The sequence below is a fragment of the Streptomyces sp. NPDC001292 genome (genome assembly GCF_042896465.1).
In the GTDB taxonomy this organism is placed as follows: domain Bacteria; phylum Actinomycetota; class Actinomycetes; order Streptomycetales; family Streptomycetaceae; genus Streptomyces.
On sequence record NZ_JBIAXG010000001.1, the window covers coordinates 548,941 to 561,592 of the forward strand.

11 protein-coding genes are annotated in these 12,652 nt (G+C 72.8%); 7 read left to right on the top strand and 4 right to left on the bottom strand.

The genetic code is table 11. The annotated features are described in order from the left end of the window. Nucleotides 1-75 precede the first annotated feature (75 nt). The gene (locus ACFY4A_RS02370; RefSeq protein ID WP_390827534.1) at nucleotides 76-1,437 is read left to right on the top strand and encodes an aminotransferase class V-fold PLP-dependent enzyme; all 1,362 of its coding nucleotides are present in this window, start codon (nucleotides 76-78) and stop codon (nucleotides 1,435-1,437) included. Between the two features lie 43 nt (nucleotides 1,438-1,480). Here the strand turns inward: ACFY4A_RS02370 and ACFY4A_RS02375 are convergent, their stop codons facing one another. Both ACFY4A_RS02375 and ACFY4A_RS02380 read right to left on the bottom strand, forming a co-directional pair. Beyond that, nucleotides 1,481-1,762 carry an Lrp/AsnC family transcriptional regulator gene (locus tag ACFY4A_RS02375; protein WP_390827535.1) on the bottom strand — a complete coding sequence of 94 codons (282 nt, stop codon included), beginning with the start codon at nucleotides 1,760-1,762 and terminating at the stop codon, nucleotides 1,481-1,483. Continuing rightward, entirely contained in the window at nucleotides 1,759-2,511 is a 753-nt protein-coding gene (locus ACFY4A_RS02380) for a rhomboid family intramembrane serine protease (protein ID WP_390827536.1), read from the bottom strand. The genes ACFY4A_RS02375 and ACFY4A_RS02380 overlap by 4 nt, the downstream gene beginning before the upstream one ends. A 154-nt stretch (nucleotides 2,512-2,665) precedes the next feature. Here ACFY4A_RS02380 and ACFY4A_RS02385 point away from each other — a divergent pair, with 154 nt between their 5' ends. The 5 genes from ACFY4A_RS02385 (at nucleotide 2,666) to ACFY4A_RS02405 (ending at nucleotide 8,264) form a co-directional block, all read left to right on the top strand. Next, nucleotides 2,666-2,905, top strand: coding sequence for a hypothetical protein (locus tag ACFY4A_RS02385; RefSeq protein WP_100572306.1), 240 nt, complete (start codon nucleotides 2,666-2,668; stop codon nucleotides 2,903-2,905). A 65-nt stretch (nucleotides 2,906-2,970) separates the two neighbouring features. Next, complete coding sequence (locus ACFY4A_RS02390) at nucleotides 2,971-4,320, top strand: NYN domain-containing protein (RefSeq protein ID WP_390827537.1); 1,350 nt, start codon at nucleotides 2,971-2,973, stop codon at nucleotides 4,318-4,320. 238 nt (nucleotides 4,321-4,558) lie between these two features. Then, nucleotides 4,559-5,593 carry an NlpC/P60 family protein gene (locus ACFY4A_RS02395; RefSeq protein ID WP_390827538.1) on the top strand — a complete coding sequence of 345 codons (1,035 nt, stop codon included), beginning with the start codon at nucleotides 4,559-4,561 and terminating at the stop codon, nucleotides 5,591-5,593. Between the two features lie 425 nt (nucleotides 5,594-6,018). Next, nucleotides 6,019-7,041, top strand: coding sequence for an NlpC/P60 family protein (locus tag ACFY4A_RS02400; protein ID WP_390827539.1), 1,023 nt, complete (start codon nucleotides 6,019-6,021; stop codon nucleotides 7,039-7,041). A gap of 32 nt (nucleotides 7,042-7,073) precedes the next feature. Then, complete coding sequence (locus ACFY4A_RS02405; protein WP_390827540.1) at nucleotides 7,074-8,264, top strand: hypothetical protein; 1,191 nt, start codon at nucleotides 7,074-7,076, stop codon at nucleotides 8,262-8,264. Here the strand turns inward: ACFY4A_RS02405 and ACFY4A_RS02410 are convergent. Then, nucleotides 8,252-9,502, bottom strand: coding sequence for a glycosyltransferase 87 family protein (locus ACFY4A_RS02410; RefSeq protein ID WP_390827541.1), 1,251 nt, complete (start codon nucleotides 9,500-9,502; stop codon nucleotides 8,252-8,254). The genes ACFY4A_RS02405 and ACFY4A_RS02410 overlap by 13 nt on opposite strands. 124 nt (nucleotides 9,503-9,626) lie before the next feature. Here ACFY4A_RS02410 and ACFY4A_RS02415 point away from each other — a divergent pair, with 124 nt between their 5' ends. Continuing rightward, nucleotides 9,627-10,769: a glycosyltransferase family 4 protein gene (locus ACFY4A_RS02415; RefSeq protein WP_390827542.1), complete on the top strand. Its 1,143-nt coding sequence runs from the start codon at nucleotides 9,627-9,629 to the stop codon at nucleotides 10,767-10,769. A 12-nt stretch (nucleotides 10,770-10,781) separates the two neighbouring features. Here ACFY4A_RS02415 and ACFY4A_RS02420 read toward each other — a convergent pair whose 3' ends face one another. Then, nucleotides 10,782-12,578, bottom strand: a complete 1,797-nt coding sequence (locus tag ACFY4A_RS02420) for an AMP-dependent synthetase/ligase (protein WP_390827543.1) — start codon at nucleotides 12,576-12,578, stop codon at nucleotides 10,782-10,784. Between the last annotated feature and the right edge of the window lie 74 nt (nucleotides 12,579-12,652).

The window sequence follows — 12,652 nt, forward strand, 5'->3', positions numbered from 1 at the left end:
CCCCCTCACCCTTCCCCACGCTCGAGCCATGTCCGCTCGCGTGGTGATTCCGCCTGCTTTCACGGGAGTTCACCCATGTCCGTCTCCACCGTCGCCGCCGACCAGTCCGTCTGTGCCCCGCTGCCCGTTCTGGGACGGGACGTCACCGTTCCGCTCGTCACCGGCGGGGAGGTCACCTACGCGGCGCTCGACTACGCGGCCAGCGCGCCCGCCCTCCAGCGCGTCTGGGACGACGTGGCGGCGTACGCGCCGTACTACGGCAGCGTCCACCGCGGCGCCGGCTACCTCTCCCAGCTCTCCACCGATCTGTTCGAGAACGCCCGGAAGACGGTCGCGGAGTTCCTCGACTGCCGTACGGAGGACCAGGTGGTCTTCACCCGGTCCACCACCGACTCCCTCAACCTGCTCGCCCGCGTGCTGCCCGCGGACTGCCAGGTCTTCGTCTTCGAGACCGAGCACCACGCCTCGCTGCTTCCGTGGCGGGACGCGCAGGTGACCTACCTCGACGCCCCGCGCACACCGGAGCGGGCCGTGGCCACCCTGGAGCGGGCCCTCGCCGACCGCGACCCCCACGGCCCGGCGCTGGTGTGCGTCACCGGCGCCTCCAACGTCACCGGTGAGCTGTGGCCGGTACGGGAGCTGGCCGCCGCCGCCCACGCGCACGGCGCCCGGATCGTCCTGGACGCCGCCCAGCTCGCCCCGCACCACCCGGTGTCCGTCCGCGACCTCGACGTCGACTGGGTCGCCTTCTCCGGCCACAAGCTGTACGCCCCCTTCGGCTCCGGCGTCCTCGCCGGCCGCGCCGACTGGCTGCGCGAGGCCGAGCCGTACCTCGCGGGCGGCGGCGCGAGCCGCACGGTGGCGCGGCGCGCCGACGGATCCGTGGACGTGCGGTGGCACGAGTCGGCCGCCCGCCACGAGGCCGGCTCCCCGAACGTCATCGGCGCCTACGCCGTCGCCGCGGCCTGCACGGCGCTGACCGAGGCCGGCTTCGACGACCTCGTCGCGCGCGAGCGGCACCTGATCCGCAAGGTGCGGGCGGGTCTCGCCGAGGTGCCCGAGGTCAGGGTCCTCTCCCTGTTCGGCGACGACGCCCCGCGGGTCGGCGTGATCTCCTTCGTCGTGGCGGGCTGGAACAGCTCCCACTTCGCCGCCGCCCTCTCCGCCGAGTACGGCATCGGCGTCCGCGACGGCCTCTTCTGCGCCCACCCCCTGGTCCGCACCCTGCTGGGCGGCGATCCGCAGAGCCAGGGCGAGTGCGGCGCGCCCGAGGCCGCCCCGGGCGAGAAGTCCCTCAACGCCATCCGCGTGAGCTTCGGCGCGGGTACGCCCGACGAGCACGTGGACCGCTTCGTGGCGGCGGTGCGGGAACTGGTCAGGGACGGCGCGAAGTGGACGTACCGCACGGAGGACGGCCGCTGCGTGCCCGCGGTCTGATCCGCCCGCTCAGGAGCCTGGGGCGGTCAGGCGTCCGTGGCGGTCAGGAGTCCAGCCCGATGGCGAACGCCGCCTCCAGGTCGTGCTGCGAGTACGTGCGGAAGGCCACGTGCGTGTCCGTCGCCTCGACGCCCGGGATCTTGCTGATCCGCCCCGGGATGACCTCCGCCAGGTCCTCGTGCTGCCGTACCCGGACCATGGCGATCAGGTCGTACGTGCCGGTGACGGAGAAGACCTCGCTGACCGAGTCCAGCGAGGCGATCTGCTCGGCGATCTCGGGGATCCGGTCCACGCTGGTCTTGATGAGGACGATCGCGGTGATCACGGCTGGTTCTCTCCCTCGGAGGCCGGAGCAGGGGCGGCCTTCACTCTAGTCTTCCGGCCGCACCACGCCCACGCGCAGGCGAAGCCCAGGGCGAAGCCCACCACGTGGGCCAGGTAGGCGACCTGCGGTCCCTCGGTGGCGCGCCCGGCGGCCAGCCACTGGAGGGCCGCCCAGAAAGGCAGCACCACCCACGCGGGAAAGCGCAGCGGCAGGAAGAACAGGAACGGGAAGAGACTGGTCACCCGGGCGCTGGGGAACAGATAGAGAAACGCGCCGAGGACCGCCGAGATCGCGCCCGAGGCCCCCACCAGGCTCTGCCCGGAGGCGGCGTTGGCGGCCGCGTAGCCCACCAGGGCCAGGTAGCCGCAGCCGATGTAGAACAGCGTGAACCGGACGCGGCCCATGCGCTCCTCGGCCATCGCCCCGAAGACGTAGAGGAAGAGCATGTTGCCGAGCAGGTGCACCCAGCTGCCGTGCACGAACAGGGCCGTCGCGGGGGTGAGGGCGGCCCGCGGTGAGCCGGTGAACAGATCGGCGGGGATCACGCCCCACCGCCGGAAGTAGGCCCGCTGGGCGAGCAGCAGCGCGTCCCCCGTGCCGTACGAGGGGTTGAGGCCCGATGCCGGGCCGGTCACGAAGATCAGGCAGCACAGGACGATCAGGGCGCACGTCACCGGCGCCTGCATGCTCCGTACCGCCCTGGCCGCCCCGATCGCCCGGGCGGCCACCGTGTACCTGTTGCCGATCATGTGCACAGAGCATGGCGTAACAGGACGCAACCGCACAGACCGCCTCGCCGCCGTGGACGGACCGGCGCCGAGTCCCCGCCAGGCCGTAGGGTTACGTGCCACACGCCCAGGGAAGCTGGCGCGTCACGGACACAGAAGGAAGCGAACAGTCACGATGACGGTTCCCCTGCCGACCGCCACGACACGGTGGCGCTGCACCCTGTGCGGCAACCTCACCCGTTTCGACGTGACCCGCTCGTCGAAGGTCGTCGAGTACGTCCACCTCGACCTGGCAGGAGAGCCGCAGGTCGAGGAGCGCGAGGTGGTCAGTGAGACGATCGAGTCGGTGCGTTGCCGCTGGTGCAACGCCGTGGACCAGGTTGAACTCGTGGACAGGCCGGGCGCCGGCTCCTGAGCGGAGCGCGCCCGCACAGGTGACCCCCGCAGGGGCCGCACGGCATTGAGGCATTGGGGTGACGGATGGTGGAGACACAAGGCGGGGGGCCGGGCGACGGCGCCGCCGAGGTGCTCGACCGTCCGCTGCCCGACGGAGTGCGCCGCCGGGTCGTCCAGATCGTCTCCGACTCCTTCGGGGCGCTGACGTTCGGCGAGCTGCCCGCGCAGCTGCGGCAGTACGCCCGGTTCACGCCCAGCCGCCGGGCGAAGTTCGCGGGCAACGCGATGGCGGCCGCGCTGGAGACCGATCCGCTGTTCCGCCAGCGCATCGGGGACAAGTTCAAAGAGGCCCAGCCGGAGCTGTCGGACGCCCTCGACTCCGGCTCGCCGCCCCCGGCCGCGGATCCGCTCGACGTGGCGGCCGCGGCCTACGTGCTGCGCCCGCCGGGCTGGGTGAAGCTGGTCGCCGCCGCGGGCGAGGAGGCCCAGCGGGCGGACGCCGAGCGCGCCGACGAGGAGAGCCGGGCCGAACTGGAGCGGCTGCGCGCCGAGCTTGCGGCGGCCCGCGAGCAGACCCGGGCCGACACCGAGCGGCTGCGGGCCGAGCTGGACAGCGCCCGGAAGGAAACCGAGTCGCTGCACCGCAAGCTGCGGGCCGCGCACAGCGACGTCAGGCGCGGTGAGGCCGCGCTGCGCAAGGCGCGGGGCGAGCTCGAGGCCGCGCGGGCCGAGGGGCAGGCGCAGGTGTCGGCCGCCGAGAGCGAGGCCCGGCGGCTCAAGGCGCGGCTGGGGGAGGCGGAGGCCGCGCTGGAGGCGGCCCGCAGGGCGGCCCGCGAGGGGCGCAGCGTGGAGGACATGCGGGTGCGGCTGCTGCTGGACACCGTCCTCGACGCGGCCCAGGGGCTGCGCCGGGAGCTGGCGCTGCCGCCGGTGTCGGTGCGGCCGGCGGAGACCGTGGACGCGGTCGAGCCGGGCCGGATGACTCCCAAGGACATCGCCGCCCGCGCGCTGTCCGAGCACGACCCGGCGATCCTCGACCAGTTGCTCGCGCTGCCGCAGGCGCATCTGGTCGTCGACGGCTACAACGTCACCAAGACCGGCTATCCGCAGATGCCGCTGGAGAAGCAGCGGCTGAGGCTGCTGGGACAGCTCTCGCAGCTCGCCGCGCAGACCGGCGCCGAGGTCACCTGTGTCTTCGACGGGGCCGAGCTGGTCGCGCCGGTGCTCCTCGCGCCGCCGCGCGGTGTGCGGGTGCTGTTCTCCAAGCCGGGGGTCACGGCGGACGAGCTGATCCGTCAGCTGGTGCGGGCCGAGCCGCCCGGCCGGCCGGTGATCGTCGCATCGACCGACCGCGAGGTCGCCGACGGGATCGCGAAGGCGGGGGCGCGGCCGGTGGCCTCGGCGGTGCTGCTGAAGCGGCTCTCGCGCGGCTGAAACCGGACGTAGGGCTACGTAAGCCTCAAGCACAACATACGGGCAGCATTCCCGATTTGGCCGGAAGCGTCACGCGACGCAGGGTCAACCGCCCCTCACTGCTGGTGAGTTATGGGCAAAGAATGGAGCGACTGGTGGGATTTTCCGCCCTGGGATTTGAATTCATCACGATGAGGTCACTAGGGTCGGGCTTCGAACCTCCGAGCGGGTGATCACTCAGAAGAAGGAGCTCGCTTCCGTGGCGTCCCACCGTCGACCCAAGCAACCCAGCCGTGCGCGCGTGACCGTGCTCACCACCGCGGCGGCAGCGGCCGTAGCCATCAGCGCGCAGGCCGCCAACGCCGCCCCGAGCGCGAAGCCGAGCAAGGACGAGGTCAAGTCCAAGGTCGACGAGCTCTACGAGCAGGCGGAGCAGGCCACCGAGAAGTACAACGGGGCCAAGGAGAAGCAGGAGAAGCTCCAGAAGGAGATCTCCACGATCCAGGACAACGTCGCCCGCGGCCAGCAGGAGCTCAACAAGCTGCGCGACGGCCTCGGTTCGATGGCCGCCGGCCAGTACCGCACCGGCGGGATCGACCCCTCGCTCCAGCTCTTCCTGTCCTCCGACCCGGACGACTACCTCGACAAGGCTTCCACGCTCGACCAGTTGAGCGGCCAGCAGGTCGAGGCGCTGAAGAAGATCCAGGACAAGCAGCGCGAGCTCGCCCAGGAGCGGTCCGAAGCCTCCTCGAAGCTCAAGGACCTCGCCGCCACCCGCACCGAGCTGGGCAACAAGAAGAAGGAAGTCCAGGGCAAGCTCGCCGAGGCGCAGCGGCTCCTGAACAGCCTCACCGCCGCCGAGAAGGCCGCGCTCGCCGCCGAGCAGGAGAGGGCCAGCCGGGCCTCCGCCGACCGCGTGCAGCTGGGCAACTCCGCCCCCGCCTCCGGCCGGGCCGGCGCCGCGTTCTCCGCCGCCCAGAGCAAGATAGGTTCGCCCTACGTCTACGGCGCCACCGGTCCGTCCTCCTTCGACTGCTCGGGTCTGACCTCCTGGGCGTACGCCCAGGCCGGTGTCGGCATCCCGCGCACCTCCCAGGCGCAGGCCAACGCGGGCACCCGGATCTACTCGCAGAGCCAGCTCCAGGTCGGCGACCTGGTCATCTTCTACGGCGACCTGCACCACGTCGGCCTCTACGCGGGCAACGGCCAGGTGCTGCACGCCCCGCGTACCGGCACCGTCGTGCGCTACGAGTCGATCAACAACATGCCCTTCCAGTTCGGCGTCCGTATCTGACGCCTCCCGGGAGTACGCCTCGTACTCGCCCGAACGGGCGAATCGCGGCACCCCACGGTGACCCCGCGCCCCGCCGATGACCTGCGTCAGAGGCGGGGCGCCCGCGTTCGGTGCCCGCACTGGCGGCCCAGGGGGCCGCAGCGGCGCTGCTAGGGTCGCGCTGTCCGACGACGCAGTTGGCGGACCTACCGCCGGACGGGCGGGAAGTGAAGCCTGTGGAGACCTTGTCAGACCACCCTCAGGGGCGGCAGGGGTCGGTGAAGCAGGAACCCGAGGGAGCGCCGCGGAGCGGTGCAGACCGGAATCGTCTGCGTTGACGCAGGCGAGGGCGTCAATGTCTGGCGCGTTTCCCCCGGGCCCGGGCGCTCGGCGCCCCGGCCCGGGGAAGCGCTCAGTGTCCGCCAGTGGAGGGAGTACGGCTTCCCGTGGGGTCTCATCGCCGCCCAGCACCGTCCGGGTTCGACCGGGGCGCGGGCGTCGCGTTCTGCGTTCTGTCCGCCGCGACCGCCGCCCTCGGCGCCGTACCGGCCACCTCGGCCGTCGCCGCTCCGCACGGCGACGCCCGGTCCGACGTCGACCGCCTCTACCAGGAGGCCGAGAAGGCGACCGAGGCCTTCGACAAGGCCGGCGAGCGCGCCGACCTCCTGCGCACCCGGGTACGCGACTTCCAGGACCGCATCGCCCGACGGCAGCAGCGCGTCAACGACCTCAGGGAGTCGCTGGGTTCGCTGGCCGGAGCCCAGTACCGCTCCGGCTTCGACCCGTCGATCGCCCTGCTGTTCTCCCGCGACCCGGACGAGTACCTCGACAAGGCCGCCACGCTGGACCGGATCACCGCGCACCAGGCCGGCGAACTGAAGGACCTGCGGCGGGCGCTGCGCGAACTCTCCCAGGACCGTGCCGAGGCCACCCGCGCCCTCGCCGAACTGGACAAGACCCGCAAGGCGGTCGCGGTCCACAAGCGGACGGTCGAGCAGAAGCTCGCCAGGGCCCGGCAAGTCCTCGGCTCCCTGCCCCCGTCCGAGCGCGAGGCCTACGACCGGGCCTCACGCTCCGGCCGCGAGGACCTCCTAGCCGGCCTCGACGCCGGTCCGGCCGCCTCCGCCCGCGCGGCCGCCGCCCTCGCCGCCGCCCGCTCCGCCCTCGGCCGCCCCTACGTCTGGGGCGCCAACGGGCCCACCGGCTTCGACTGTTCGGGCCTGATGCAGTGGTCGTACGCGCAGGCCGGAGTGCATCTGCCGCGCACCTCGCAGGAGCAGCGCAACGCCGGCCGGCGGATCCCGTTGTCGCAGGCCCGGTCGGGTGACCTGATCGTCTACCGCTCCGACGCCGGCCATGTCGCGATGTACGCGGGCAACGGCCGGGTGATCCACGCGCCCCATCCGGGCGCGCCGGTGCGCTACGACCCGGTGAACATGATGCCGATCTCGTCGGTCACGAGGGTCTGACGGACGCCCCGGTGCCGCCGTACGATCGGGAAATGGCTGGTCGTAGGCGGGCGTCGAATTCCTCGGTCATGGCGGTGTGCCTGCTGCTCGCGTCCCTGACGGCGTGCGGCGGGCCGTCCGCGGCCGACACCGCGAAGGCCGAGGTGCAGCGGGTGCTCGACCGGCGTGCGGCGGCGGTCCTCGACCACGACCCGGCGGCGTACGCCGCCACCGGGACCCGGGCCCCGTACGCGAACTTGTGGGCCGTCCCGCTGACGGCCTGGTCCTACCGGCTGAAGAGCCTGCGCCGCAGCGGCGACACCGCGGTCGCGCACGCCGAACTGCGGTACCGGGTCACCGGTTACGACAAGGCGCCCGTCACCGCCGGCCGCACGCTGACCCTGTCCACCGGCGCCGACGGGAAGTGGTACGTCGACTCCGACCGGCCGGAGAAGAAGTCCGCCGAGCAACTGTGGGACCAGGGCACGGTCTCGGTGGTCCACGGGCGGCGCGGCCTCGTGCTCGGTGTCGGGCACGGCGACGCGGTCCTGCGCGGCTACGCCGATCTGGCCGACCGCGCGATACCCGCGGTGTCGGACGCGTGGGGCACGGACTGGAGCCGGCGGGTCGTCCTGCTGGTCCCCAAGACCCTGGAGGGCATGGCCGGACTGCTCGGCTCGCCCGCCTCCAACTACCGAGGGATCGCCGCCGTCACCACGGGCGAGACCGGGGGCGCGGGCCGGACGCCCGCGGACCGCATCATCGTCAATCCCGCCGCCTACGGCATGCTCGGGTCACTCGGCAAACAGGTCGTCCTCACGCACGAGACGACCCACGTCGCCACCCGCGCCCACACCAACGCCGCCACACCGCTGTGGCTCTCCGAGGGCTACGCGGACTGGGTCGGCTACCGCGGCACCGGCCGCACCCCGGACGAGGCCGCGCCCGAACTGCGGCGCGCCGTGGCCGACGGGGACGTCCCCGCCGCCCTGCCGTCCGACGCGGACTTCGGCTTCGCCGGCGGCCCGGCCCGGCTCGCCCGGGCCTACGAGAGCGGCTGGATGGCCTGCCGCATGATCGCCGACCACTGGGGCGAGCAGCGCCTCGACGACTTCTACCGCTCCGTGGGCGCGCACGACTCACGCGCGGGCGCCGTCGAGGACGCCCTGCGCGAGGTTCTCGGCACCACCCTGGAACGGTTCACCGAACAGTGGCGCGCGTACCTGAGAGGTCAACTGGGCTGATCGAGCCGCGCGGTGCGACGGGCGGCCTGAGCGGGCAGAGATACCGGAGGCGGACCGGTGACCGTGGAGCGCCACAGGACGCGGCACGCGGTCGCGCAGGCGGCCACCAGCAGGCCGTTGCGCAGGAACAGGAGGGTGACGCCGAGGAGGTCGCTCGCGACGACGTCCGCGAAGAAGACCGGGAACTCCAGGAACGTCACGAAGGTCGCCACCAGCACCAGCCCGGTCGGCAGCCGCATGCCGCTGTCCCGGAAGCACAGGCAGACGGCGGCCGTCCCGACCAGCCACACCAGATACTGCGGGCTGATGACCCGGCTGGTCGTCGTGAAGAGCAGTACGGCCGTGAACGCGGCCTCCGCGAGCGTGTGCGGGACGAAGCGGCGGGCCCGCAGCCGCCACAGCAGCAGCCAGCCGAAGGCGGCTCCGGTCAGTACCAGGGAGGCGGTGCTCACCACGCCGACGTACGGGCCGACGAACTCCATCGAGCCGTAGTTGAACTGCACTCGCCCGCTCCAGCCGAACTGCCGGGCCACGTGGAGGGCGAGCGCGCCCAGCGACTCCACCTCCGTCCCCCGGTCGCGCTGGGCGGTCAGGAACGACAGGGAGCCGGGCATGGTGAGCGCCAGCAGCGAGGCGAGCGCCGCCGCAGTCACCGCCGCGGCCGTCCACGCACGGCGCCGGGCCGTGCCCAGCAGGCCCGGCAGCAGCAGGACCGGCCACACCTTCAGCATCGCCCCGAAGCCGGCCAGCGCCCCTGCCGCGCGCGGGTGCCGGGCGCCCGCCAGCAGCGCGGCCACGGCCACCGCGGTCACCATCACGTCGTAGCGGGCGTACAGGACCGGGCCGAGCAGGGGCGCCCCCGCCGTCCAGACCCAGGCGCCGCGCAGCGGCCGGCCGGGGCGCCGGCCGGCGCACAGCAGCAGGCACAGCACCGCCAGGTCGGCCAGCAGGGCCAGGACGTAGAAGGCCGTGGCGTAGTCGAGGAAGGGCAGGACGGCGGGGGAGAGGATCGCCAGCGCGGCGGCGGGCGGGTACTGCCAGGTGACGTCGTCGACCGGGAAGCTGCCGTGCCGCAGGACCTCGTACCAGTTCTGGTAGGTCACGGACACGTCGACGGTGACGTCGACCGGGCCCGGGGAGACCAGCACCTTGAGCGTGAAGAGCAGCAGCGCCGCGCGGGTAACGCCCCAGGACGCCAGGACCCACGCCAGGCCGTGCCTCGTCCCCGTCCCGCCCATTGCAGCCCCTGCCCATTGCGTCCGTGGAGTTTCCGTCGAGGGCACATGATCTCCCGGCCGGCGGTGCGCGGGCCATTCGGCCGGCCGTATCCGGGCCCGACCCGGTTCGGTAGGGTCGGCGGTTGTGCGCAAGACCCTCATCGTGACCAACGACTTTCCGCCCCGGCCGGGTGGGATCCAGGCGTTTTTGCACAACATGGCGCTGCGTCTGGACCCCGAGCGGCTGGTCGTCTACGCCTCCACCTGGAAGCGGGGCCGGGAGGGCGTCGAGGCGACGGCCGCGTTCGACGCGGAGCAGCCCTTCACCGTCGTGCGGGACCGCACGACGATGCTGCTGCCGACGCCGGGCGCGACCCGGCGCGCGGTCGGGCTGCTCCGCGAACACGGCTGCACCGCGGTGTGGTTCGGGGCGGCGGCGCCGCTCGGGCTGATGGCGCCGGCCCTGAGGAGGGCGGGCGCCGAGCGGCTGGTGGCCACCACCCACGGGCACGAGGCGGGGTGGGCGCGGCTGCCCGCCGCCCGAGGACTCCTGCGCCGCATCGGGGAGTCGACGGACACGATCACCTACCTCGGCGAGTACACCCGCTCCCGGATCGCCGCCGCGCTGACGCCCGAGGCGGCCGGACGGATGGTGCGAGTGCCGCCGGGCGTCGACGAGAAGACCTTCCACCCCGGCTCGGGCGGTGACGAGGTGCGGGCCCGGCTCGGGCTCACCGACCGGCCGGTGGTCGTGTGCGTCTCGCGGCTGGTCAGGCGCAAGGGGCAGGACACGCTGATCCTGGCCATGCCCCGGATCCTGGCCGCCGAGCCGGACGCCGTGCTGCTGATCGTCGGCGGTGGGCCGTACGAGAAGGAGCTGCGCGACCTGGCGGAGCGGACCGGCGTGTCCGGCTCCGTGCGCTTCACGGGCGCGGTGCCCTGGGCCGAGCTGCCCGCGCACTACGGCGCCGGTGACGTCTTCGCCATGCCCTGCCGCACCCGGCGCGGCGGACTCGACGTCGAGGGGCTCGGCATCGTCTACCTGGAGGCGTCCGCGACCGGACTGCCCGTGGTCGCCGGGGACTCCGGCGGCGCGCCCGACGCGGTGCTCGACGGCGAGACCGGCTGGGTCGTGCGCGGTGGCTCCCCCGAGGAGGCCGCCGACCGCGTCGTCACGCTCCTGGGGGACGCCGCACTGCGCCGCCGCATGGGGGAGCGGGGGAGGGCCTGGGTCGAGGAGAAGTGGCGCTGGGACCTGCTGGCCCAGCGGCTCCAGGAGCTGATGTAGCGGAGCGGCGCGCTACTTGGCGTAGAGCGCCTCGATCTCCTCCGCGTAGTCCTGCGCCACCACGTTCCGCTTGAGCTTCAGCGACGGGGTGAGGTGCCCCGACTCCTCCGTGAGCTGGGAGGACAGGATGCGGAACTTCCGCACCGACTCCGCCTTCGACACCGCCGCGTTGCCGTCGTCGACCGCCGCCTGGATCGCCGCGTTCAGGTCCGGGTCGTCACGCAGCGACGCCGCGGTGGAGTTTGCCGGCTTGCCGTGCTCGGCGCACCAGCGGTGCAGGAAGTCCTCGTCGAGGGTGACCAGCGCGCCCACGAACGGCCGCCCGTCGCCCACCACCATGCACTCCGCGACCAGCGCGTGCGCCCGGATGCGGTCCTCGATCACGGCCGGGGCGACGTTCTTGCCGCCCGCGGTGACGATGATCTCCTTCTTGCGGCCGGTGATCCTGAGGTAGCCGTCCTCGTCGAGCGTGCCGATGTCACCGGTGTGGAACCAGCCGTCGGCCAGCGCCTCCCGGGTCGCGCCGGGGTTGTTCCAGTACTCCTTGAACAGGTGCTCGCCGTGCAGCAGCACCTCCCCGTCGTCCGCGATGCGGATCACCGAGCCGGGCAGCGGCTGGCCGACCGTGCCGATCTTCTGCCGGTCCCAGGGGTTGAAGGCGGTCGCCGCGCAGGACTCGGTCAGGCCGTAGCCCTCCAGGACCGTGAAGCCGATACCGCGGTAGAAGTGGCCGAGGCGCTCGCCGAGCGGGGCGCCGCCGGAGATGGCGTACTCGCCGCGCCCGCCGAGCACAGCGCGCAGCTTGCCGTAGACCAGCTTGTCGAACACCTTGTGCTTGATCCGCAGCCCGAGCGAGGGGCCCGAGGGGCTGTCCTGCTCCTTGCTGTAGGCGATCGCAGTGTCGGCCGCCTTGTCGAAGATCCGGCCCTTGCCGTCCGCCTGCGCCTTGGCGCGCGCCCCGTTGTAGACCTTCTCGAAGACGCGCGGGACACCGAGGATCAGCGTGGGGCGGAACGCGGCCAGTTCGTCGGTGAGGTTCTTGATGTCCGGGACGCAGCCCAGCCTGATCGGCGCCATCATCGGGGCGACCTGGACCAGCCGGCCGAAGACGTGCGCCAGCGGCAGGAAGAGCAGCACCGAGCACTCGCCGGTGCGGAACAGCGGACGCAGCCGCTCCACGACGTTGCCGCACTCGGCGAAGAAGGCGCGGTGGGTGAGCACACAGCCCTTGGGCCGGCCGGTGGTGCCGCTGGTGTACACGATGGTCGCCGGGTCGTCGGCCTTCGCCAGCGAGCCGCGCTCCTCCACCGCAGCGTCGCTGATGTCCCGGCCGGCCCGGCCGAGCTCCTCGACCCCGCCGGCCTCGATCTGCCAGACGTTCTTCAGCGCCGGCAGCGTGTCGCGCACCGCGTCGACGGCGGCGGCGTGCTGGTCCAGTTCCACGACGCAGGCGGTCGCGCCGGAGTCGCCGAGGATCCACCGCACCTGCTCCGGTGAACTGGTCTCGTACACCGGCACGGTGATCGCGCCGGCGCTCCAGATCGCGAAGTCCAGCAGCGTCCACTCGTAGCGCGTACGGGACATGAGGCCCACCCGGTCGCCGGGCTGGATGCCGGAGGCGATCAGGCCTTTGGCGGCGGCGTGCACCTCGGCGAGGAAGGCCCGTGCCGTGACGTCCTGCCAGGCGCCGTCGACCTTGCGCGCGATGACGGCGACGTCGGGATGCTGCGCGGCGTTTCTGCGGACGATGTCGGTCAGATTCCCGTCCGCAGGGACCTCGTACAGAGCCGGAAGGCTGAACTCGCGCAAGACTGCTGCTCCTCATAGGGCGCCGGCGCCACGACGTTGTTGAAATCCAGAAACGACTGGACGGCCCGGACGTT